General features: G+C 53.9%; 17 protein-coding genes. All 17 read left to right on the top strand.

The window, feature by feature from the left end:
* Position 1 precedes the first annotated feature (1 nt).
* Positions 2-3262 carry a carboxypeptidase regulatory-like domain-containing protein gene (locus BOC67_RS07640; protein WP_291908956.1) on the top strand — a complete coding sequence of 1087 codons (3261 nt, stop codon included), beginning with the start codon at positions 2-4 and terminating at the stop codon, positions 3260-3262.
* Between the two features lie 21 nt (positions 3263-3283).
* A complete protein-coding gene (locus tag BOC67_RS07635; protein ID WP_291908954.1) occupies positions 3284-5473 on the top strand; it encodes an IPT/TIG domain-containing protein in 2190 nt (729 codons plus the stop codon).
* Positions 5474-5722: 249 nt separating this feature from the next.
* Positions 5723-7168: an alpha/beta hydrolase gene (locus BOC67_RS07630; RefSeq protein ID WP_291908953.1), complete on the top strand. Its 1446-nt coding sequence runs from the start codon at positions 5723-5725 to the stop codon at positions 7166-7168.
* A 155-nt stretch (positions 7169-7323) separates the two neighbouring features.
* Positions 7324-9399 (top strand): carboxy terminal-processing peptidase, encoded by a 2076-nt coding sequence (locus BOC67_RS07625; protein WP_291908951.1) that lies wholly within the window; start codon positions 7324-7326, stop codon positions 9397-9399.
* Positions 9400-9463: 64 nt separating this feature from the next.
* Entirely contained in the window at positions 9464-10018 is a 555-nt protein-coding gene (locus BOC67_RS07620) for an RNA polymerase sigma-70 factor (RefSeq protein ID WP_291908948.1), read from the top strand.
* A 43-nt stretch (positions 10019-10061) separates the two neighbouring features.
* Positions 10062-11186 carry a FecR family protein gene (locus BOC67_RS07615; protein WP_291908946.1) on the top strand — a complete coding sequence of 375 codons (1125 nt, stop codon included), beginning with the start codon at positions 10062-10064 and terminating at the stop codon, positions 11184-11186.
* 87 nt (positions 11187-11273) lie between these two features.
* Positions 11274-13487, top strand: coding sequence for a SusC/RagA family TonB-linked outer membrane protein (locus tag BOC67_RS07610; protein WP_291908944.1), 2214 nt, complete (start codon positions 11274-11276; stop codon positions 13485-13487).
* A 17-nt stretch (positions 13488-13504) separates the two neighbouring features.
* The gene (locus BOC67_RS07605) at positions 13505-14845 is read left to right on the top strand and encodes a hypothetical protein (protein ID WP_291908942.1); all 1341 of its coding nucleotides are present in this window, start codon (positions 13505-13507) and stop codon (positions 14843-14845) included.
* Between the two features lie 24 nt (positions 14846-14869).
* Entirely contained in the window at positions 14870-16372 is a 1503-nt protein-coding gene (locus tag BOC67_RS07600) for a RagB/SusD family nutrient uptake outer membrane protein (protein ID WP_291908939.1), read from the top strand.
* Between the two features lie 25 nt (positions 16373-16397).
* Positions 16398-17264 carry a hypothetical protein gene (locus BOC67_RS07595; RefSeq protein WP_291908938.1) on the top strand — a complete coding sequence of 289 codons (867 nt, stop codon included), beginning with the start codon at positions 16398-16400 and terminating at the stop codon, positions 17262-17264.
* Between the two features lie 102 nt (positions 17265-17366).
* A complete protein-coding gene (locus BOC67_RS07590; RefSeq protein WP_291908936.1) occupies positions 17367-18794 on the top strand; it encodes a peroxiredoxin in 1428 nt (475 codons plus the stop codon).
* 29 nt (positions 18795-18823) lie between these two features.
* A complete protein-coding gene (locus tag BOC67_RS07585) occupies positions 18824-21379 on the top strand; it encodes a M1 family aminopeptidase (RefSeq protein WP_291908932.1) in 2556 nt (851 codons plus the stop codon).
* Between the two features lie 20 nt (positions 21380-21399).
* On the top strand, positions 21400-22515 hold the full coding sequence (locus tag BOC67_RS07580) for a TlpA disulfide reductase family protein (protein WP_291908930.1): 1116 nt from the start codon (positions 21400-21402) through the stop codon (positions 22513-22515).
* Positions 22516-22700: 185 nt separating this feature from the next.
* Entirely contained in the window at positions 22701-23267 is a 567-nt protein-coding gene (locus BOC67_RS07575) for a phage tail protein (protein WP_291908927.1), read from the top strand.
* 11 nt (positions 23268-23278) lie between these two features.
* Positions 23279-23827 (top strand): phage tail protein, encoded by a 549-nt coding sequence (locus BOC67_RS07570; RefSeq protein ID WP_291908925.1) that lies wholly within the window; start codon positions 23279-23281, stop codon positions 23825-23827.
* A gap of 39 nt (positions 23828-23866) precedes the next feature.
* On the top strand, positions 23867-24445 hold the full coding sequence (locus BOC67_RS07565; RefSeq protein WP_291908922.1) for a phage tail protein: 579 nt from the start codon (positions 23867-23869) through the stop codon (positions 24443-24445).
* Positions 24446-24498: 53 nt separating this feature from the next.
* A complete protein-coding gene (locus BOC67_RS07560; protein ID WP_291908920.1) occupies positions 24499-25641 on the top strand; it encodes an ABC transporter substrate-binding protein in 1143 nt (380 codons plus the stop codon).
* Positions 25642-25691 lie beyond the last annotated feature (50 nt).

Here is a 25691-nt window from a genome sequence, read left to right as displayed (position 1 = left end):
CATGCAAGTATTAACGTTTACGCATATACGCTTTTTCCTGTTGCTGCTGATGCTGCCCTTCGCAGCGCTGGCGCAGGAAACAGGCGGCGGCCTTACCGGTAAGGTGCATTCCGCCAAAGGGGAGGCCCTGCCCGGGGTGACGGTGATCGCCGTACATGGCCCTTCCGGCACCAGGTATCCCATCATTACTGACAACGCCGGCCGTTACCGCATCAACGGCATGCGCATCGGCGGCCCCTATGCGGTAACCGCCACCATGATGGGCATGCAACCGCAAACAATCGAAAATATTACCGTGAAGCTGGGCGAACCGCAGCTGCTGAACATCACGCTTGCCGATCAAAGCACAAAGCTGGGTGAGGTAGTTGTAAAGGGAACAAAAGCAGGGCCGCGTGCCAACAGCTACGGCGCCGGCCAGAACATCAGCAGGCAACAGCTCAGCAACATGCCCACCGTGAACCGCAGCCTGCAGGACATCACCCGCATGGTGCCGCAGGGCTCTAAGGACAACAGCTTTGGCGGCTCCAGCTTCCGGTATAATAACGTAACCATCGACGGCGCTATCAATAACGACGCCATCGGGTTCAGTCCTTCCAACGGCGGCCAAAGCGGCGCCAGCGGCCAGCCCGGCAGCAGCACCCGCACCAACCCCGTATCCCTGGACGCCATCGAGGATATGCAGGTGTACCTCGCGCCCTATGATGTTAAGATCGGCAACTTCACCGGCGGCAGCGTCAACGCAGTGACCCGCAGCGGTACCAATTCCCTCACAGGTTCAGTGTATGCCTACGGCCGCAACGCCGCCATCACCGGGAAAGATAAAGTAGGTACCCTCGGTAAAATGGACAGCGATTTTGAAGATTACCAGGCCGGTATCCGCCTCGGTTTTCCTATCATTAAAAACAAACTCTTCTTCTTCACCAACGAAGAAATTACCCGCCGTACAGAACCTGCACAGCTGATGGCCGGCAAGGCAGAAACCGCGCAGATACTCAGCGCTGACGATGCGGAGGCTATCCGCAGGGAAACCCTCAGCCGCTACGGCAATATCTTCGACCCCGGTACTGCCGGCAGTTATAATACCAGCTCCAGGTCCAATAAATTCTTTAACCGCCTGGACTGGAATATCAACGATCGCCATCAGCTCTCTGTACGCAATAACACTATCCAATCCAGCGCCATCCATATGGACCGCGATCAGCAGGATTTCCGCTTCAGCAGCATGGCTTTCAAACAAACGAACAACCAGAGCAGCACCGTGGCGGAATTGAAAAGCCGGTTTAACAACGCGGTAAGTAACAGCCTGGTGGCCGGTTTCAGCATAGTGAAGGATTACCGTGACCCCCTTAGCGACCCTTCGCTGCCGCAGGTACAGATCATGGGCCGCACTCCCGGAACAACTATCTACCTCGGCACGGACCGCGAAGCAGCGATCTTCAATATGAAACAACGTACCATCGAAATCAGCGATAATCTCACCTATACCAAAGGAAAACATACCTGGTTGTTTGGTACGCACAACGAACTGTATCATATCGACTACGGCTTTGTAAACAGCTGGAACGGCAGGGTGGACTACCTCAGCATTGAAGACTACCTGCACAACACGCCCTACCGCGTGCGCGGCAGCTATAATTACGTGAATAATACCCGCGATTACATCCTCGCCAATCCCGGCGCCGTGTTTAACATCAATCTGCACAGCGCGTACATACAGGATGAAATACAGGTGACGGATAAGCTAAAAGTAATGCCGGGCCTGCGTGCGGACTATACCTGGCTGCCGGAAAAGCCGGCGCTGAGCGAAAAAGTGAGCAACTCGCCGGCAGATCCCTACTTCGGCACTACCTACACCTATACGCCGTTGAGCCGTATCCGTAATAAATTTTTTGATAAGGTAAAGCTCTCGCCACGCCTCGGTTTCAGGTACGACTGGCTGGGCAATCAAAGCCTCATCCTCCGCGGCGGCGCCGGCCTGTTTACCGGCCGTATTCCTTTCGCATGGCTGGCTTACGCGTATTACAACAACGGTATCGGCTACGGTTCCTTTGATCAGCGTGCGGACCAAAAGCCGTTTGCGCCCGGTTCCGATGCTATCAAACCGGGGGAGGAAGGCATTGCCGGTTTTATACGCGACAATGGTACCATCGTCAATAATCCCAATGCCGGCAAAACCCAGGTGGACCTGGTGGACAACGACTTCTCCATGCCCCAGGTACTCCGCGCCAGCATTGCCCTGGATTATACTACCGCCAACCAGTGGAAATTCACCGCGGAAGGCATCTTCACCAAAGTGCTGAAAGATGTATTCTTCCAGCAGGTAAACACCACGGATAACCCGCAATATTACGGCTACGATAAAAACCGCGAACAGCCTGTCTATTCCGGCAGCGTGAATCCCGCTTTCTCCAATGCTTACCTGCTGGGCAATACCGCCAAAGGCTACCGTTACAGTGTAACCGGTACCGTTAGTAAAACCTGGCAGAGCGGCATATATGCCAATGCCGCCTATACGTTTGGCGAAAGCAAGGATGTATTCAACGGTATCCGCAACTCCATGGAAAGCAACTGGCAGCTGAACCAGGCCTTGCGTCCCAATGACCCGGCCCTGGCGTATTCCAACTTCGATATCCGTCATCGTATAGTCGTTACCGTTAATTACCGCAAACAGTGGAACAAGGTCCTCGTAACCACGCTGGGCCTCTTCGGCAGCGCGCAGTCCGGCAGTCCGTTCACCTACGGCATTGTCAACAACAGCGTGCAGGGGCTGCCCCAGCAGGTGAGCCTGGCCTATATTCCTGCCGCGGCGGAAGCGGTGAAATTCTTTCGCGATGCGGACGGGCAAACCGCCGAAGAGCAGGCCGCCGCATTTAACGCCTACGTGGAAGGCAACGCCTACCTGCGTACACGCAGAGGGATGTTCACCGAAAGGAATGCCGGCCGCACCCCATGGAATATCCAGGGCGACCTGCACTTTGCGCAGGAGTTCCATTTGCCGGCCCTGAAAACGCATTACCTCACGCTCACGGCGGACATCATCAACTTCACCAACATGCTGAACGGCAACTGGGGCCGCCAGTATTTTTCGCCCAATACCTTCAATAGTACGGCCAGCGTGGGTTTGACGCCAGCGTTATACCCGCCGGCGCAGAGCGGGGAAGGCTATCCCATGTACAATTTTGCCAACCCGGGCAAGCCTTACAGCGTGGACTACCTCGGCAGCCGCTACCAGATGCAGCTGGGCGTACGCTATACTTTTTAATACCTAAAAGCATCGGTACAGATGAAAAAGATAATCACCTATTTATGTAGCCTGATCCTGCTGGCAGCCATCGGTATGATGGCCGCCTGCCGGAAGAATGATTCGCCTGTGGCCAGGCCGCTGGCGGTAAGCAGCTATTACCCGAACAGCGGCAACGCAGGCACGCTGGTAACCATACTGGGCACGGGCTTCCCCGCAGATAGCAAAGTGATGTTTGGCGATAGGGCGGCAGAAATATTGAACCACAACGATACAGCCATGGTAGTGCGCGCGCCTGAAAACGGGCAAACCGGTACGCTGACCCTCGTTACTGCCGGCAAAACCATTGAAGTAGGCAACTATACTTACCAGGAGCTGAGCGTGCGCAGCTTCTTCCCCACCAACGGACCCGCAGGCATGCATATACGAATCAGCGGGGCAGGCTTTGGCAATACCGCCACCCCCGCAGCAGTGAAGATCAACGGCGTGAGCGCAATGGTAGTGAGTGTGAGCGATACGCTGATCGTGGCAGAAGTGCCGGAAAAAGCCGGGAGCGGCCCCGTGACGGTGCTGGTCAACGGAAAGTCGTCGTCCGGCGCCGTGTTTCGCTTCCAATCCATCACCGGCATCAAACCGCTTACCGGCGGCCCCGGTACCAGGGTGACCATCAGCGGCTCCGGCTTTGAAACCACGCCGGCAGGCAATCTGGTGGACTTCAACGGCAAACCCGCGCAGGTGGTGGAAGCCAGCGAATCCCGCCTGGTGGTGATTGCGCCGGCAGAAGTAACGAACGGCCCTGTATCCGTTACCGTTAGCGGGCAAAAAACGCCCGGCCCCGCCTTTACCATCGTGCCTTTCCCGGTGATCGAACAGGTGACCCCGCTGAGCGGCCCTAAAGGACTGGAGATGACGATTTCCGGCCTCCACTTCAGTACGGAAGTGGATGAAAACATAGTGACCATCAACGGTACCGCAGTGCCGGTAAAAACCGCTACCCCCACCAGGCTCACCTTAACCATACCCGGCGGCACGGGGGACGGTAAGGTAGTGCTGTCCGTCAACGACCAAAAAGTAGACGGTCCGCATTTCAGGGACCAGAACCTGGGCATCGTGCAGGTGAGCCCGGCTACCGGCCTCGCAGGTACGAAAGTAACCATCACCGGCGCGGGCTTCAGCACAGTACCGGGAGAAAATATCGTGACCTTCAACGGCGTGGCCGCCACCGTGGAAAGCGCAACGGAAACTTCGCTCGTTGTAATCACCCCGCCTGCGCTTACTTCCGGGGCGCTCATCGTACGCCGCGCCGCGCTGGAAGCGCAGGCCCCTGCGGAGTTCCTCCGCGCCGGCGTGCAAACCATCTACGGCGGCCCGGGAACGGGTAGTTTCATTTCCTTCACTTCCACCAGCATCGCAGTGGATTCCAGGGGGAATGTGTACGTTTCCAACCGGGGGGACGGTACCATCCGCAAGATCACGCCGGATGGACAAATGAGCGTCTACGCCGGTACGCCCAACGTGCTTGGCGGCAGGAACGGCACGCTGGCAGAGGCTACGTTTGGCGCTATCAATAGCCTTGCTGTTGATGCGGACGATAACCTGTACGTATCCGATAACTATAGCGGTCCGGTTATCCGCAAAATCACGCCGGCAGGCATGGTCAGCACTTTCAAAGGCAGCGGGCTCACGTACGCCGGCAAGCTGTTCATCGACGGCGCCGGCGAGGTGTACATCACCCAGATGTACCAGGGTATCCTGAAAGTCTATGCGAGTGGGGCAACGGAGCGGATGTTCGCCATGACGGCCTCCGATGCCTGCGTCCCCGCGATAGATCGCCGCGGCTACATCTATTTCATGAACGATGATTACAATCCCTATCTCTCCATGGTTACTACCGCCGGCGCCTATACGAACCAGTACATTGGCGCTTCGGATATGGGCTACCGGGATGGCGGCCGTTTGGACGCACAGTTCCAGTTCGCGCTGGGCGGCGTAATGGTGGATAAGGATAACAACCTCCTGATACTGGATAAGAATAATTTTGCCATCCGGAAATTTAATTCGCAGAGCGGAGAGGTGAGTACCGTGATGAAGTTGAGCAGCGGATTTGCGGACGGCAGTTTTGCCGAAGCGAAGCTTTCCGCCAACACGGGCGGGTTTGCGATGGGTAAGGATGGCAGCATCTATATCCTCGATATCAGCAATGCCGCGGTGCGCAAGGTTTTCCTGAGATAGCAACACTTGGAATCTTAGCATTATACATTCGATGAAACGGCTCCCCGTCTGTTCTCAGACGGGGTTTTTAATTTTTTTAGGGGGGAGAGATTTACCGTCTTGCTGACCATGGTCCCGTTTACAAAACGTTATCCCGGCTGCCGTGTGCCGGATATTGTCATGGGCGCTGATTTTTTTCGATTGCCCATTTTTTGATACCTTAATGGATGAACAAGCGACGGATAAAACCCTAACCCGCTACTCCAACATATGACTACACGATTAACAGTATTTTTCAGGCAGCTGCTATGGCTGCTGTTATGCCAGCTGCCCGTTACCGCTTTGTTTGCCCAGCAATACAAGGGCAGCTGGTACGGTACGCTGGATGCCCGTTTCCAGCAGCTAGTGCTGGCCTTTCACGTACAGGAAACCGCCCCCGGCGTATTTACGGCAACAATGGATAGCCCGAATCAAAAAGCCTTTGGCCTTAAGATGGACACGGCCTTTGTAGCCAATGATTCGCTCTACATAAAATTTGCGGCGGCAAACATTACCTACGCCGCCGCGCTGGTAAACGATACGGCCCTCCATGGCTACTTCCGGCAAGGCATGCGCATACCGCTGAATATGACGCACAAACCCATCGCCGTTGCGCCGCCCAAACGCCCGCAGACGCCGAAGCCCCCGTTTGATTATAACGTGCTCGATACTACGTATTTCAATGCGGACAAATCTATCCGCTTCGGCGCCACGCTCACTTATCCCAAAGCCCACCGCCGCTATCCCGTAATACTCCTGATTACCGGCAGCGGCCAGCAGGACAGGGACGAGAACCTCTTTGACCATAAGCCGTTCGCCATCATCGCGGACTACCTCGCTAAAAAAGGATACGCCGTACTGCGGGTAGACGACCGGGGCGCCGGTAAGTCCACCGGGCAATTTAAAGACGCTACCTCCGCGGATTTTGCCAAAGACGTGCTGGCAGGTGTCGCCTTCCTCAAGACCCTGCCCATGGTAGACCCTAAGCAGATCGGCCTGATGGGGCACAGCGAAGGGGGCTGCATCGCCGCTATGGTCGCATCGCAGTCCAGGGACGTAGCCTTTGTCATTTCCCTCGCCGGCGTGGGCGTGAATGGCAAGGAGCTGATGGTGCAGCAAGGCATTGATGCCGGCCTGGCCGGCGGCTACCTGCAACCCCAGGATGTGGAGATGACCAGGAAAGGACTCCAGATCATACAGGATATTATTACCACAGTACCCAACGCAGAAGAGGGCCTCGCTAAAGTACGCGCTGCCATGAGCGCCTATGAAGAAGAATTCCCGGATAGCGTGCGTAAGCGCTACTACGCCATTGCCGATTCCCTGCAGCGGGATCAGCAGCTGGAAAGCGTGGTAAAGCGGCACTACGAGCCCTGGCTCCACTTCCTGGTATCCGCTGACTTCCGGGACTACTGGAAAAAGGTACGGGTGCCGGTACTCGCCCTCAACGGGAGTAAAGACCTGCAGGTGGCCGACGGTCCTAACCTGAAGGCGATACGGCAAGCCGTGGAAAGCAACGGCAATAAACGGGTAACCACCGTTTCGCTGCCTGGCCTGAACCACCTGTTCCAGCATTGTAAAACCTGCCTGGTCAATGAATATGCGGACCTGGAAGAAAGCCTTGCGCCGGAATTACTGGAGCAGATAGGGACCTGGTTAGCCAATAATGTGAAATAACTACTTCCTCACCGTGGACGCCTGCAGGCGTCCACGGTGTATTTACCCCCGCCCCAAAAAAAACTTTCCCCGCCGCTTCACCCTTTTTCGGTTCCCGGTTGCCTTTGTCATAAATAGTTGCTCCCATAGCCGGAGCTATACTAAACAGGACAAATATGACCATCGCCAAATACTACTGCTATCTGCCACTGCTGCTGATGGGCTATAAGGCCATCGCCGGTGAAGATACCGACCCGCAAAAGGAAATCAACCGCAAGGCCACCATGCGCCTGGTGCTGAACCGTATAAAGAACGAACATTACGCGCCCAAAGCGCTGAACGATCAGTTCTCCCAACGGATCTGGCAGAAATACCTGAACGTGCTGGACGCAAATAAAAATACCCTCCTCCAATCGGATGTAGACGCCCTGCGCCAATACGAAACGCTGATCGATGATCAGCTGAACGCACAGTCGCTCGAATACATCAATGCCGCATATACGATCCAGCGGCAACGCCTCACCGAATTGCAGGCGCTCTACCGCCGCCTGCTTGCCCGGCCGCTGGACTTCCGTAAGCACGAAACCGCACTGCCTTCGCGGGCAACGGCAGCTTTCCCTAAAAATGAAAAAGAAAGGGCAGAGATATGGCGCAAATCCATGAAATATGAAGTGCTGAAGAAAATGCTGGATATCCAGCAGGCGGACAGCAGTAAGTCGGACGCCGCAGCGGAAGCCGACGCGCGCAAAGCCGTGCTGGCCAATATGGATGGTCTCTTTAAAACCCTCCTTAGCAACACCGCTTCGGACGACCGCTTTGCCGCTTTTATGAATACGGTAGCCATGGAAATGGACCCGCATACCACCTTCATGGCGCCCATCGATGCGTCTTTGTGGGAAAGCATGATGACGCACCGCTACTTTGGCCTGGGTATGGAGCTGACCTCCCGGGATGGGGACATCGTGATCAAACGCCTGTTGCCCGGCGGTACGGCGGACCTCAGCGGACTGCTGCAGGCGGATGACCGCATCCTCGAACTCAGCGACGACTCCGGGAAAATGATCCACGTGGCAGGCATGAGCATCACAGAGGCATCCCGCCTCATCAGGGGGCCGCTCAACTCCATCGTGAAAATGCGCGTGCGCAAGCCTTCCGGCGAAGTGAAGCAAGTAGAAGTAAAGAGAGGAGAAATCAAGGAAGACGCTAATGCCGCCAGGAGCGCGGTAGTGGAAGAAGGAGGCAAAAAGATCGGGTACATCTGGTTGCCGGAATTTTACCTCGATGCCAAAAATATCAACGGCGTCCGTTGCGCGCGGGATGTAGCCATGGAAGTAGTAAAGCTGAAGCAGGCAGCAGTAGAAGGGATGGTGATCGACCTGAGAGGCAACCCCGGCGGCTCCCTGGACGAAGTAGTGAATATGACAGGCCTGTTTGTGAAATCAGGACCGGTGGTATTAGGCAAAGGTAAGGACGGCATTGAATCCTACCATATCAGGAACGGGGGCGAAACCCTGTACGACGGCCCCCTGGCCGTCATGGTCGACGAAGGCAGCGCCTCCGCGTCCGAAATATTTTCCGCCGCCATACAGGATTACAAACGCGGCATAGTAGTGGGGAGCCCTACCTCTTTCGGGAAAGGCACCATGCAAATCACTTATCCAATGGGCAAGCTGGGGGACAGTGCCCGCGGCATTCCCCATATCAGCTATGGCAGCATGGCGCTCACCATTAAGAAATTTTACCGTATCAACGGCGGCACCACCCAGCTGGGTGGAGTAGTACCGGATGTTATTTTCCCAAGCAAAAAAATATACGCGAGGATCCGGGAAAAGGATTTCGATTCCGCCATGCCGGCGGATTCCATACCAGCCGCCCGTTTTCAACCATACGCCAATACAACCCTTATGCAGCAAGCTATCCGGCAGGCAAATGAAAGAATTGCCAGCGACCCCGCCTGTCAACAACTCAGGGATCATGTAGAGTGGCTCCATCGCCACGAAAATGAACCGGTGAGCCTCAACAAACAGCTGTACCGCAAACAGCTGCAGGAAAGCCGCCGGCACGAACTGGCTGTTGACAGTGCGCTTACCTTACCACCCGATCAGCAACTTAGTATGATAGGAACCGTGGATGACCAACTGCCGGCGGAAAAACGCGCCCGGTATCAGGACTGGCTGATGAGTCGCGCCAGGGATAAGCAACTTGCCGAAACCGTGCGCATGCTCGCCGTCATGTCAAATAAAAAGTCCTGAAAATATTGATTCTCCGGTTTTTACGCTATTTTGTGTTGATAATTTTACGGGTGCCAAACGCGATATGTATCAACCAAACTCTATAGAGCCGGCTTCTTTTGAAGAACTTTTTCGTAGCCACTATTCTATATTGTGCGCCACAGCATATTATGTACTGGAAGATGAAGATGCTGCAAAGGACATTGTGCAGGACTTTTTTCTGTACTGCTGGGATAAGCGCAATATAATCCGGATCACACAAAACTTTAGGAATTATGCAACAAGAGCAGTACGCAATGCCTGTTTAAACTACCTGAAAAAGAACGGTAAAGTAGTATTTAACGATCCTGCCGGTTTCATGGATCAGGCGCCGGATACGGCCGATGACAAGGAGCTGGAGGAGAGCCGCCATGCTGCCTTGTGGGCGGCTATCGGCCGTTTGCCCGTGCAGCGCCGCCGCATTTTTTTGCTGAGCAACCGCGATGAATTGTCGTACCGCGACATCGCCGGGCAACTGAATATTTCCGTCAACACCGTTAAAACGCAGATTAAACTGGCTTACCAGTTCCTCAGAAAAGAATGTGAATGGATGTTTATTTACATCGCCTTCCTGGTTTTTTTAAATAAAGGAGATTTTTGATTCACCCTTTTTCGGAATTGCATTGCCTTTAATACAGATCATTATGGATACGCCAGATCAAGATATCAATTGGGATAAGATTTTAGCTGCTTTGGAAGACGCTGACACCAGCCAGCTCACCGAAGCGGAGAAGTCCATGTATCTCGCAGCTATGGAAATGAAGCAACTCGCCAAAGCGGAGGAACGCTTCCCTACAGAGGAAGGGTGGCAGCGCTTTGTGGCAGCCAGGGACCAGCGTACCTTGAAAGTCCGCTGGCGCAAACGCCTGGCGGTAGCCGCCTCCCTCACAGTGCTGCTGGGCGCGGCCGGCGCCTGGTGGAAGCTGCAGCATACCAATACCGCCAAAAAGCCCGCAGCGCTGGCCCAGGCTATCTTGCCGCCCACTGCCGGCGTGCAGATAAAAACGGGCAACGGCCTGTCCGTTGCGCTGGACAGCGCGGGGAAAACCGCCCGCCTGGCCAATGGGGTTACCGTACAACTGAGCAGCGCCAACGTAATTCAATATAACGCCGGCAACACGCAAACAGTACTCATGGATACCCTCCTCGTGCCCCGTGGCAATAAGGCGCATATCGTGCTCGCAGATGGCAGCCACGTATGGCTCAACGCCGCTTCGAAACTGGTATATCCTACCATATTCGCCGGTCCCGTTCGCAGCGTGGCCGTGGAAGGGGAGGCCTACTTTGACGTGGCGCCCAATGCGCAACAACCCTTCGAGGTGGAAGTCCGCGATGTACGTATAACCGTGCTCGGTACTGCCTTTAACGTCAACAACTACCACGCCGCTGTGCAAACCACCCTGGTCAGCGGGAAGGTTAGCGCCGCCGCCAACGGCCAAACCATAGTGCTGGCGCCGGGCCAGCAAAGCCAGTACGATAGCCGTACGGGCCAACAGCAACGTACCAACGTAGATACCAGGATTTATACCGCCTGGAAAGAAGGAGATATTTATTTCGAAGAAGCCGCGCTGGGAGATATCCTGCAAAGCCTGGGCCGCAGCTTCGACTATACCTTCAGCTGCCAGGAGCCGGCGCTCACACAATTGCAGCTCACGCTGGACATGCGCCAGCCGGCCAACCTCCAGCAGGTATTGGATCATATCAGCCTGATTACCGGGAACATTCAATTCCGTATTCAGGGAAGGAACATTGAAGTATTAAGAAAATAAGTGAATAAAGAGAATCAGTTAAATGTGGCATCGGTATCCGCTATCAGCAGGTGAGCCAGACTGTTTAACCAACTAATATCAATCAAGATGAAAACAATGAAGGGCACACCCTCGTTCAGGAGGGCCGTGCAGGGCTATGCATTGCCATTGCTGCTGCTATTTACCATGCTGCTTACAACAGTCAGCGCCAGCGCATGGCAATCAGATTTACTGGGAACGAAAGTGACGTATCATTCGAAAGGGCTGCCGCTGTCCACCGTGTTGAAGCAAATACGCGACCTCACCAAAGTACGGTTTACCTACAACAATGACCTCATCCGCAAAGGCCCCGCCGTTACGGTAGACCATAAGGACGGTACCCTGGGGGACCTCCTCAAAAAGGTGCTGGCTAATTCCGGGCTCGAGTTCATAGAGGACTTCGGCGGGATCGTAATCTACCCGCAAAAAAATTCTTCCGTCATCGATGAGCGGGTGGGATTCTACATCCAGGGGCAGGTCCTGAATAGCCAGGGCGCTCCCCTGGAAGGCGTGTCCATCGCCGTCTCCGGGAAGTCGATGGGCACCACGACCCAGTCCGACGGCTTGTTTGGATTGGTGGTAAACGAAAAGCAACCGGTACGTTTTTCCCTGGTGGGTATGAAAACAATTGTACGTTCCTTCTCCGCCGGCAACACCAGTAGCCTGATCAAAATTGTGATGGATACTGCGGTACAGGAGATACAGGAAGTGGTGGTCAACGGGTATCAGAAAATCGATGCCCGCATGTCCACCGCTTCGGTATTCAAACTGGATGCCGCCGAAGTGCTGATACCCGGCGTGCCCAGCGTGGATAAAATGTTGCAGGGGAAAGTACCCGGCCTGCTAGTCATGAACAACTCCGGGAGCGTGAACGCGCGCCCTACAGTGCGCATACGCGGTACTTCCACCTTCGTGGGTAACGCCAGCCCGTTATGGGTGATTGATAACGTAGTGCGCCCTGACCCGGTAAACATCTCCGCCACGCAGCTGAACAACGTGGTGACGGATGCGCAGTCCGGCGACTTCTCCATGATCGGCTCCGCCGTGAGCGGCCTTAATCCATACGATATTGAAAGCATCACTTTCCTCAAAGATGCCGCCGCCACTGCCATTTACGGGGTGCGCGCCGCCAACGGGGTAATTGTGGTGACTACCAAAAAGGGAAAGGCCGGGCCTATGCAAGTGGTGTATAATACCAGCTATGGCTTCAAACAACGCCCCAGCTATGCTAACCTGAAACTGATGAACTCCGCGGAAAGGGTAGAGCTGTCCCGCCAACTCATGGAGGACGGTTTGCCGCATAAAACCCTGAGCGATTTCTTCGACGAGCCTTACTCTTACGAAGGCTTGTTCATGCTACTCAACGCAAAGAAAATTACGGAAGCGGAATTCAACACGGCTGTTGATAAGCTGCAAACGAATAATACCGACTGGTTCAAAGTTTTATACCAAAACCAGTTGTCTATGACGCACTCCGTGAGTATGAGCGGTGGTGCGGGAAAAACAACCTACTATACTTCCTTTTCCTATACGGATAACAAGGGACTGCCTAAAAACGACCGCCTGTCCAGGTACACGGCAGACATAGGGCTGCAAACGCAGGGTGGGAAACGGCTGGATCTGGATGTGCGCCTCCAGGGTAACCTCAACAAAAATGAAGGCTATTTCCCCAGCGTGCAGCCGCAGACCTATGCGCTCAGCACCAGCAGGGCGCTGACGCCGGACCTCACCTATGCTTTATCTTCCAGTTCCATCGTACGCCTGCCCATCCCGGGGCCCAACACGTTTAATATCATGAACGAAATAGCCAACACGGAAAATAAGAGCAGCGTGCGGTCTATGATCGGAAGCGTCAATGCGAGGTATAAGATCCTGCCACGCCTGTTCATCAGGAGTACCATCAACGCCGTGCTGGATAACAGCGAGAGCTTTATGGCAGCTTATGAAAACAGCTATTATATTTCCGCCATGCGGGGATGGGACATGGGATATACGCCCACTGCCACACAGGTAACCCAATCCAAGATACCTTACGGCGGGTTGGCTAACATCGCTACCAGCTTTACTTCCACCTTTACGAATACCAATATGCTGGATTATTCGGTAGGCTTGTTCAAAGAGCGGGATCAGCTGGCATTCCTCCTGGGTACCGAGGCACGCTCTGCCCAGCAGAAGCTGTACAGGACCACGCAGCCGGGCTATTTCCCTGACAGGGGCCAAACTTTTTCTCCTTCTTTTCCCAGCATGAATCAGCTGATGACCTACGTATCACCAACTCCCTGAACAACGTGTTTTCCGTAATGGGAACAGCCACCTACAGCCTGAAAGGCAAATATGTTTTCAGCGCCACGGCCAGGTCCGATGGCTCCAATCGTTTTGGGCAGTATTCCAATGCCAAATTCCTGCCTAACTACGGCCTCTCCGGCCGCTGGGATGTATCCAGCGAAAAATGGCTGGAAACCAGCCGCCTGATCAGCGGCCTGGTGCTGCGGGGCTCCTATGGTTCCCAGGGCAACGTGGTGGATGCCGTAGGGCCGGAGCTGATTGCATCCTACCCGTCAACCGGCGCTATCAACCCTATCACCGGCTTCCCCTTCCTGAACATCAAATCCCTGCCTTATCCATCGCTGCGTTGGGAAAAAACGCACCAGGTAAACCTGGGGATGGACCTGGCCTTGTTCGACCGGAGGGTGAGTATCAACACGGACTTTTATTACAAAAGAAGCCGCGACCTGATTATGGCCCGCACCATTGCGGCAGAATATGGGATCACCACGATGTATAAGAACGAGGGAAGGCTGGTCAACAAAGGGATAGAGCTGACGCTGAATGTAGACATCGTGCGTCAGAAAAACTTCAACATTGGTATGACCTTCATCAACAGCAGGAACATAAATAAGATCGGCGACAATCAATTCAGCAACGACTACCAGAGCTATTTCACCGGCAACGCCAATGTGCCGGGCAAGGCCATCAGCGGCTTTTACTCGTATAAATTCGCCGGCCTGTCACCTGAAAACGGATTGCCTTTATTCGATAATGTCGACAAGAGCAAGGACCCTGTTGTAGAAGATCCAACTACCTGGCTCGTATATTCGGGACAGTTACAACCGGTAATGAACGGTAGCTTCTCCATCAATGCGCGTTACAAACAGCTGAGCTTCTACAGCACTTTCGCCTATGCCTTCGGCAGCCACAAACGTTTAGACCCCCTCTTCCTGAATAAGACCAATGATGGGGTGCCGCCGCCATTTGGCAATGCCAACAGGGCCCTGCTGGATCGCTGGCGTAAGCCCGGCGATGAGGCGCATACGAATATTCCCGCGCTGGTAGACCAGACGGCTGCACAGGCTTATGGCAAACTCCTGGATAATCCTTATTCCGCATATACGAGGTCGGATATACGTGCGGTGCGTAACGACTTCCTGCGTTGTCCGAGCATGAACCTCTCTTATACCTGCCCGCCTGCTGTCATAAAGCGTTTGGGCGTGAAGGGATTGTCGGGTGGTTTATCGGTCAGCCAGGTATTCACCATTGCCAGCAAAGCGCTCAACGGGCAGGACCCCGAAACGGACGGAGTCGGCACCACTGCGTTACCTATAGCGCGGCAATACAATTTCAACCTGACGCTGAGTTTATAATGCAGATCCATTAAATCTATTTTTATGAAGAAGTTATACCTGTTGGCTTTGTTGGCAGTACCGTTCAGCGGATGTAAAAAGTTCCTGGAAGAGCGGTCGCAATTCGAGGTCATACCAAAAACTACCAAGCAGTTTAGCGAAATATTATATACCGAAGGGATTCCGGGAGCGTCCACCCTGTTGCAACCTTACCTGAGTTTAATGGATGACGATGTACAGGCATTCAACGGGGACGCGTTGCCGGGCGATGATTTCCTTACCCGTAGCGCGCCGGTGTACCAATGGCAGCCGGATTTCATTGAGCTCAGTAAAAATAACGGCGGTACCAACGCGTCTACTGGTATGGACTCCTGGAGTACGTACTACAAGTTGTTACTCGGCGCCAACGTGGTGATCCAGTCTATGGACGGATCGACCGGCAACCGGCAGGAGAAGATCCAGTTCAAGGGGGAAGCCTTCGCGGCACGGGCCTATTATCATTTCATGCTGGTGAACCTGTTTGCCATGCCTTATAACGACTCTTCCACCACGCCGGATAAAATCCCCGGCGTGCCGCTCCGCCTGGATGCCAACCTCTCGGACGACAGTCCGCAGCGCAGTTCCGTAAAAGCCGTATATGACCAGGTGATCGCTGACCTGGATTCTTCCATTCAACTGCTGGAGCAACAAAAATTACAACTGCCCTCGTTTCGTATGTCGTACATAGGCGCGGAATTGCTGGCATCCCGGGTAAACCTCTACATGGAAAAATGGGAGAAGGTGATTGAGCATGCCACGGTGGTGATTAATCGCCACCCGCAGCTGATGGACTTTTCCCAGTGGGACCCCATGCCTGACCCCAATGATCCCACGCCCTTGCCATTCATCTCGCCGGGCAACCCGGAGGTGATTTGGTACTTCGGCAGTGTGTTTGAGCATCAGCCATCCGGTATGACGGTGGCCTACGACGTGTCCTACGATTATATGTCCATCCTGGAAGACGGGGACCTGCGTAAAGAAAAGTATATCATGGAAGTGCCGGAAATTTTCCGGCCTTATGTGCTTACTCCTTTTTCGCAATTAAAAAACGTAGGCACCTCCTCGCAAACGGTCATGGGTTGCGCCTGGAGGAGCGCGGAGGCTTACCTGAACCGCGCGGAAGCGTACATCCAGTTGTACCGTACCACCGGCAATACCGAGGCCGGGCAAAAAGCCCTGGATGACCTGAACAGACTGCGCGCCAGCCGCTGGGATAAAACCAAATTCCAGCGGTGGACCATGGGCCCGGCAGATGAATTGCTGAAACGCTGCCGCCTGGAAAGAAGGAGAGAGCTGTTCATGGAATGTGGGCACCGTTGGTTCGACCTCCGCAGGTACGGAATGCCGGCTATAAAGCATACTTATATGCCCACCAAAAACACCACGGAGATTTACGAGTTGAAGAAACGTGATCCGCAATATGTCATCCCGATCCCGTTGGAGGTGTTGGAAAAGAACAGGGGGCTCGGTCAGAATGAAACGATCGGTACCCGGCGAATGCCCATTTAATCAGTTGCAAACAACAAACATTACCATGCAGAAATATACATCCATAAAAACCATACTCGGGCTGTTGCTGTTGTTGTGCGGCCTCTATGCCTGCAAAAAGGAAGCGGCGCTGCAGCCTGCGCCTAATCCGCCTTTTTTCACCCTGCCGCAGGGCAATCAGCCGTATGATGATACCATACTCGCCTTCCGGGATAAATACCAATCCTACATCCTGTATAAATTCAGCAGGTATGATATTGCCTACGAGGTGATATCTACCCTGCGGGTGGATGCAAAGCCGGCCAACCCGGCTTATATTGATACGACGCTGCAACTCTTCAACTCCGTATTCATAAAGTATTACCCGGAAACATTCCTGCAAAAGACAATGCCCTATAAAATATTGCTGGCTGCCTCCATTGATACCAATAATGCGGGTTTGCCCGGTACGGAAAAACTCTTGTATCCCTCCATCACTGGTACGTTTGCCAGTTCCACCACGCTGGCCATCGGCTGGGCGGACAGTAATTTCCTGAAGAAGCAATACCCCCGCAGGACGCTCCGGGAGTGGCTTACCTACGCTTACATCAAGCATGCGGTATTGAGCGGCGCCATGAAGATACCGGATGAATTTGTAAAGCTGGCGCCGCCATACTATAAAGAAGCTACCAGTACGCCTGGCGCTAATGGCCTTATAGGAACGACCTCCCTGGTATTTGACCTCAGTATTTACTGGGACTTTAGCATGTATGCGTGTTACATTGCAAGCAGGCCGCGCACGGAATTGGAAAACACCATCCTGCGGCCGGGCTACGATACCAAAGGCCTGATCCGCCAAAAGTATGAAGTGGTTTGTAACTTCTTCCGGAATGAATACGGGATAGACTTACAGGCCATTGGCGACCAGCCATAACCCGCGTTGGCATCCCCCCGGAAATTATTAAAAAAATAACCGGGGGGATTCACCCTTTTCAGGAAGATGATTGCCTTTATAATAACTAATACCGTTAAAATAATGAGAGCAATTAGTCTATCTCTGATGATGATGCTTGGCTGGAACAGTATGTATGCCACAGGGCCTGCGGCGCCGGCAAAATTACAATTGCAGGTGACCGCTAAGCGGACTTTCGGAGGCCTCGTGCGGGTGGGCTACATGGGAGGTAAAGCAATGGATGAATTTAAAGAAGATGGATTCCTGTTGTCTGCCAATACACCCACTGCTGCGTTTAATAAAACCATTCCCGGCGCTACCCAAATCATTTCAGTGAGTGAAACGGCGGTGCTGGTGGAAGCCGGGGAAACGGTGGATATGGCGCTGACGTTGAAGGATAATTTTGCGGCCCTGCCTGCAGGCCCGTTCAGCGCCCGCTGGACCGGTAAACATGCTGCAAGGCATGCGCTGTTATATAGGATTGATAGTATTTACCAGGGGGGAGATATAAAAACCGCCGCCACTACGCAGCAGCTGGACGGCGTTATTGCCGGCTGCGAAAAAGCCGTGGCCACGCTGCTGGCGGAAGCCAACATAACGGGTTCGACTGCACGAAAACTCGTGGACTTCTATGAAGATAAAGCCCGCATCCAGTTAAAATATCGATTTGCAGAAGCGCATCCTGAATTAAAAACTACTCCCGGCTTCGGCGATTGGTACCTGCAGGGCTTTAACATTGGCGATGCCGCCATCCCTGCGGTGGGCAGCGAAAGCCTCACCCGGGAAATCGTATTGTACTGGTGGGCGGGCCGTAAGTTGCAGGACTCCACCCTTACGACCGTTAACCAGGTAACAGAGTTATTGAGCCAGTGTAAATCCAATGTATTAAGCGGAAAAGTTACATCCAACTGGTTCCTGGTAGAAGGCCGTAACAGGGGCTTCTTCCCGGAAATGAAAACAATCAGCGCCCTTGCGAAAGCCACGCTCCGGCCGGGCAGCATCGGCGCAAAAACATGCGACTCGCTCTACCAGGCGTATGCCCAGCTGGAAGCTGGTTTGCCTGCTTATAACTTCGCGTTGAAAAATGAAAACGGCGATATCGTGCGCCTCTCTGACTTCAGGGGTAAGGTGGTGATTATCGATATCTGGGCCATGTGGTGCCATGGTTGCGTGGAAGGCCTGCCGTTATTCCGCAAGATCGCGGATTCCTATAAGGACAAAAATGATATTGTATTCCTGACCATCTGCTGGGAAGCGCCCGATTCAGAAACCCAGGAAGAGTGGAAGCGCTTCAGCGTAAGGAAAAATATCAACGGGGTGAATAACCTCTTCCTGTCTGCCGACAGGTCGGACCCGAAGGCGCAGGAATTCATGCTCCGTTACTGCCTCACTTCCATTACCCGCTGGGTGGCCATTGATCCGAAAGGCAATTTCATCGATGCGCACCTGAAATATTCAAAAGATGAAAATTTTGAACGCCTCATTGCGAACTGCTATAAAATGAGAGATTAATCCTCCTCCGTCATTCTAAACGAATTATTTTGAACCATTTTTTTCCAAAGCTGCTGTTGGTGGCGTGTTTGCTTGCCGGCGCGGAGAGCGGTGCGCAGGTAAGGAAAGACAGCAGCGTAAGCGCGCGGGAAGCGTTCTATGCCGTCAACCTGCCGCCGGCCAATGCACAGCGTACGGCTGACGGCAGGCCCGGGCCGGGCTACTGGCAAAACCGCGCCGATTATGAGATACGCGTGAGCTTTGATACGGCCTCCCGCCGCGTTAGCGGAAAGGTGAATATTACCTACCGGAACAACAGTCCGCTATCGCTGGATTACATCTGGCTTACTGTTATGCAAAACCGTTTCAAACGGGATTCCCGCGCGTCGGTTACCACGCCGGTAAAGGGCGTCCGCTTTGGCGTGCAGGAATTTACGGAAGGCTGTAACATCCACGCCATCACCCTGGCAGGAGGGAAGCCTGCCGCTTTTGAAACGACGGATACCTACGTGAAAGTGCTGCTGCCGGAGCCCCTGGCGCCTGGCCGGCAGGTACAACTGAGTGTGGCCTATGATTTTGTGTTGCCCCTCGATGGGTCCGACTATATGGGCGTGTTGTCTGCCGCAAGCGGGAAGGTGTACCAGTTTGGGGGCATGTTCCCGCGGGTATGCGTGTACGATGACCTGCAGGGGTGGAACGTGTTCAACGCCGGCTACTATGTAGAGCCGGGCCGCCTGGATATGTACTGCACCTTGCCAGCCAATATGATCATGCAGGGTACAGGGCAGCTGATGAACCCCCGGGAAGTCTTATCCCCGGCTGTGTTGCAGCGCTATGAGGCCGCGTGGAAAAGCGATACGGTCGTCCATGTGTTAACCGGCGCGGACCAGCTAACGCCTACGGGTACACGTACCTGGCATTTCGGGGCTGACAATGCCGGGGACGGCCTCTGGGCCGTATCCTCCGCCTTCCTCTGGGATGCGGTGAAGGTAACGCTGCCGGGTACACGTAGCGCGCTGGCCATGGCATTGTACCCGGTGGAAAGTCATAAGGACTGGCGGAGCATCGCCGCGGAGATGAAGCGCATACTGGAATCCTACTCCGGCTTCCTGGAGCCTTATCCTTACCCTACTTGTGTAAATATTGGCGGCGGCATTACGGGCGTGGGCGGCCCCGGCGTGTCCGTAATCAACTACCAGCAAAGCTTTGGCAGCAACAGCGTATGGACGAAAACCAACCATGAACTGGGGCACAACTGGTTCAACATGATGGTGGCTGCTGATAGTCGCCACGGCTGGATGTGCGAAGGGCTGAACACCTACATCAACCTCGTGAACAGCGAAAGGCTGAACGGCCAGCCGAATTTTGAATACGGCGCAGGGCTGAAATATATGTCCGAATATCCTCCGTTGCCTCCCCTGCAAACGCCTGCGGCTGCCGTCAGCGTGAATGAAATGGCCATGCATATGTACATGAAGCCGGCCATGGCGCTGACACTGCTCCGCAATGTGGTCATAGGGAAGGAGCGGTTTGACAAGGCCTTCAACGAATTCGTACATCACTGGAAGTTCAGGCATCCTTCTCCCAATGATTTTTTACGCGCCCTGCAAAGCGCCACCGGCGAGGATCTCAGCTGGTGGTGGAACAGCTGGTTTTTGCATGACTGGCGTGCAGACGTTGCCGTTACTGACGTGGCCTACGTGAAGAATAATCCCGCCAACGGCGTGTACATCACGCTGGAAAACAGGGGGCAGATGCCGGCGCCGGTGATCGTGGAAGTGCGGGAGTTTAACGGGAAAGTGTCCCGGCAGACGTTGCCGGTGCAACTCTGGCAACAGCAAAAGACGCACGTATTCCATTACCCGTCCACCTCCCCGGTGACGGCCGTGATCCTGGATCCGGAGGGAGTAGTGCCGGACAGCCAGCGGGCAAACAATACCTGGACAGGCAGCGGGGCCAAAGGCCTGGCGCCGGCAGGTCTTACGGCAGCGCAGGTGATAGACGCTTACCTGGCCGCCATAGGAGGGAAGGAGCAGGTAAAGCAACTCCGGCATGCAGCGATGCGCTATACCACTGCCGATACCGCAGCGCTCACCTTTGGACGGCAATGGACCCCGGATAGTTCGCACCTGAGTTTGCAGATGGAGGCCTTGCATACGGAATTATCCTCGCTACGGGCGTCGCCGGAAAGGATACAGTTATCTGTTTATGGGGCCAATAGAGTTTTCCCTGCGGGAGATGCAAAGGCTTTGTGGCTAAGCGCCGCGTTGATTCCTGAATTGCACTTTTTTGATGCCGGGTTCAAAACGGTCCTCCTGCCGGAAACGTTGCATATAAACGGGATGGAAACCTACGTGATACAGGTGGAAACACCGCAGGGGGAGCGCTGGCAGTATTACTATGACGTAGCAGGCGGTTTGAAGGTCATGGAAAAACCTGGCCATGGCAGATCGCCTCAGCAACTCTTTTACAGTCATCTCGAATTCGCCGGGTACCAGTTTTGCGAAGGTATCAAATTGCCAACAGTGCTACAGTTTGGTATTCCCGGGGACGGGCAGGTACAGCTGCAGTTGAGGCAGATCTCTCTACAAAAAAAATATTTATGACTCTTTTAAAACCAAAAGCTATGAATAGAATTTTCCTGGGTATTGCGTTGATGGCGGCCACCTCGGCCAGCGCGCAGCAGAAGCTGGAACTGGATGTAAAGATTAAGGGCCTGATAAACGGGGATACGGTGAAGTTATGGGGGCCGTTGACCAACACCATTGATACGGCCTATGTGAAAGATGATCATTTTCATTTTTCGGTGGATATGAGCAAGGGCGGTTCCACTTATATTTTGCAGGTGGGTAGCCGCGGCCTGGAAACCGAGGGCACCTTCCTCTACCTGGAAGCCGGCACGATGAACATCACCGGTAACGGCCCGTATTTCAAGAATGCCACCTATACCGGTAGTCCGTTTGTGGCGGATTGGATGGACATCAATAACACGGTTTTAAAAGACGACTCGTTATACCTGCTCAAAGATGCCGCGGAACAGCGCATGGCAGCCGCTTCCCAGATAGGCGACCAGGAAGCAAAGGATGAGGCTTATGCGGAATACCGCCGTTTACAGCAGCAGGAGCTGGAAGCCAGCCTGGCCTGGCTGCGTAAACATCCCAATGCGGGCGCAGGGTCCTATTTGATCAATGCCTACCTGGCGCCGGCTATGCCCAAAAAAGATTTGATTGATTTTATCCAGACCCTGGGTCCGAACGTGCGTAACACCTATACGGTATCCAAAATGCTGACGGGGGAAATCGGGGGCGCTGGTAAAATGGCAGGTTTGCTCAACCAACCTGCGCCAGGCTTCCGGCTGAATAACGCTGCCGGCAAGCCGGTAACCCTGGCGGATTTCAAAGGAAAGTACGTATTGCTGGACTTCTGGGCCAGCTGGTGTCAGCCCTGCAGGGATCAGATCCCCGAACTGACGGCCATGTACAAGCAGTACAAGCACAAGGGGCTGGAAATACTGTCGGTTTCCCTGGACGATAAAAAAGAAAAGTGGCTGAAGGCGCTGGAAGAGGAGCAGATGCCCTGGCCGCAGGTGTCAGACCTGAAAGGGGCCACCGGCGAGGTGCCGGCCCGGTATGGCGTATTGGCGATCCCGGCGTGCTTCCTCCTGGATCCTTCCGGCAATGTGATCATGCTGGGGGCCCGTGGGGAGCGTTTGAAAGAGAAGCTGTCCGAATTGCTGCAATAATCCATGATCCCTATATACTCATAAGCAGATAGCTGCCGGCCTGGAGGGCCGGCTTTTTTTTTCGCCACCGGCCTTGGCTATACGAATAAATAATATTTTTATCCAGTAAGTTTTTTTTATATAGTTTTGTCCAGGTTTTTCATAAACGATAGTAAATCTGATCCCATACCAATCTAAATCGTATTATGCCTCTTGATCCTTATTTAGGGGAGATTCTAATTGTATCATTCAACTTTGCTCCAAAAGGCTGGGCTATGTGTAATGGCCAGTTACTCCCGATCAACCAGAACCAGGCGTTGTTTTCAATTTTAGGCACCACTTATGGCGGTAATGGCCAAACCGACTTTGCGTTACCGAATTTCCAAGGCCGTATTCCAGCACACTGGGGCGGCAACGGCATTATACGTGGGTTGCAAACGGGTAGTACTACCCAGACGGTTACGCTGGGGAATTTGCCCGCACATACGCACGTGGTGAACAGCCAGGTGCGGATGCCCGTGGCTGCACAGGGCACGACTACCACCCTGGCGAATGCCTATCCCGCGCCGGATAACAACAACCGTTTCCGCGCGGAGAAAGATGAACGCATGGCAGTACTGCCGGTATCGGCGCTGACGGCAGGACCGGTAATGAGCAGCGCTACAGGCGGTAATACACAATCGGGTACGACGGATCCTTATCCAAACATGATGCCCTACCTCGTCTTAAATTTCATTATTGCACTTCAGGGTGTATTCCCATCTGAAACTTAATTGTAAAAGTTATGGCACTTGATCCATTTGTAGCAGAGGTAATCCTGTTTGCCGGAAACTTTGCCCCCAAAGGGTATGCCCTTTGCAACGGACAGCTTTTACCGATTTCCCAAAATACAGCCTTGTTTTCCTTACTTGGCACCTATTATGGCGGAGACGGAAAGTCAACCTTTGCCTTGCCTAATTTACAAGGCGCTGTGCCTATCGGCATGGGTTACGGGCAGGGTCTAACTCAACGGGAGCTGGGGCAAACAGGCGGTAGTCAATACTATACCCTCATTCCATCGGAAATACCGGCGCACATACATACGCTTCCTGCAACGGAAATGAGATTGCCGGCAGGTACAGGCGCTACTACCGGCACACCGGTCGGAAATTATCACGGCGTGGCGTCATCGGCAAACCTGTATGGTACGCCGGGCAATAACACTTTCATGGAGGTGGATACGGAGTTGTACCTGGATCCGACAGGCAGTAATCTGCCATTGGATAATTTCCAGCCTACCCTGGGTATCACATTTTGTATTGCGCTTCAGGGCGTTTTCCCGGCGAGACCGTAAACGCAAAAACTATTAGTAGCTAAGTAAAGCATAAAGATCATGGGTCAACCATATATTGGAGAAATAAGAATCTTTGCCGGTAACTTTCCTCCGGTAGGCTGGGCTTTCTGCAATGGGCAGGAATTATCCGTAGCGGAGAACTCAGAATTATTTGCCCTCATTGGCACCACCTATGGCGGCAATGGCCAGGATACCTTCGCTTTGCCAGACCTCCAGGGCCGTGTGCCCCTGCATATGGGAACGAACGGGGGCGACACTTATTTGCTGGGCGAAAAGGGAGGGCTGGAAAACTACACCCTGTCCACCCGGCAGATACCATCGCATCAGCATATACTTGCAGGCAATGTTTTTATGCCGGCTTATGGAGAGAACCCTGCGAATAATAATCAGCCGGCCTCAAAGTACGCCGCCATTACGCCGGCTATCCAGCAATATACGCCCAACAAGGATGCGTCGGCAAAGTCGGCCCCGTTGGACGTAAAAGGAGATCTGCAGGGCGCAGGCACCATGATGGAAGTGACTCCCGCCGGAGGTTCACAGCCTTTTGATATCATGCAGCCTTTCCAGGTACTGAATTTTATTATTTCGCTGTACGGCGTATATCCCAGCCAGAACTAATCAACCATAGAAGGGCTGATTTTATAATGACCAAAACCTAGCATGTCAGTTAAATGAAATTAGGATTATTACTGCCCCGCTCATCGTTCCAGCCCTTGCTGCAGCATGATTTGCTGGGTGGATGTAAAGCATTTATCGATAGTCGCCAGCTCCCGGTGACCCTGGTAACGGCCAACATTGGCTTCGGTACCGATCCGGCGGCAGTACTGGCTGCTGCGGAAAAAATGCTGATGGAAGACGGTGTGGACGTGCTGGGTATCTACGCCGACCAGGAAACATTGCAACAGGTAGCAAATTTTGCCAGGGCGGTGAATAAGCTGGTCATACTGATTCACCCGGGGGCCAGGTATTTCCACGATTGGGAACCCCATAGCCACCTGATCTCTCATACGCTGCATCACAGCCTTTGTTGCCGGTTTACCGCTGAAATGGCGGCTGATCAGGCGGGAGAGGCGGCATACGCCACTTCCTTTTTTGATTGTGGCTTCCCCGCAGGCCATGCCCTCACGCAGTTTTATGCTGACAAGGGCGGGCAGGTACAATTTAATTTTATCAGTAAATATAAACGTGATGAATTCACCATCGCGCCTTTGGCGGACTTCCTCCGGCAGCAGCCGGCGGTGAAATCCGTTTTATCCCTGTACAATGGCGACCTGGCGTACTATTTCCTGCGCCAGCTCCAGGAAGCCGGCCTTCCGGACCTGCAGCTATTTGCCGGCCCGATGGTATTTGAGCCCTCGCCCGCTACGGAGTTTGGGCCATTGCCGCAGTTATCGTATAGCCTTCAGGGTTATTTGCCCTGGGCAGCTGGTATCGACACGCCGGCCAACAGGGACTTTGTGGCTACCTGCACGGCGGCCCTCAAGCGGCCGGTGAACAGCGCCGCGTTGCACGGATGGACCACCGCCCAACTGGCAGCGTATATGCTGGAAGGAGCGGCGCAGCACGGGTTTGCGGCAAACGGCATTTTGGAAAGCCTGCCTGCCCTTGCCCTGGAGAGTCCGCGAGGAACGCTCCGCTTTGACGCAGAAAGCCACCATACGCTGGCGCCCATATGGCATGCTGCCACGGACGCCGCGTTTAACATTACCGTAAATGGCAACATCCCGGACATTGCAACGCCATGGCGGGAGTTGAGAGCAGCAGTGAAGGGAATTGTGACAGCGCACTGGATAAATACCTATCCCTGCGCCTGACCATTGTAAGCAACAAACTCCAAAAGAAGATTTTTTTATCCCGATATACT

The sequence above is a fragment of the Chitinophaga sp. CB10 genome, from assembly GCA_001870995.2.
Taxonomy (GTDB): Bacteria; Bacteroidota; Bacteroidia; order Chitinophagales; family Chitinophagaceae; genus Chitinophaga.
Note: the sequence above shows the minus strand (reverse complement) of the source record. Positions and strands in the feature narration are given on the sequence as shown.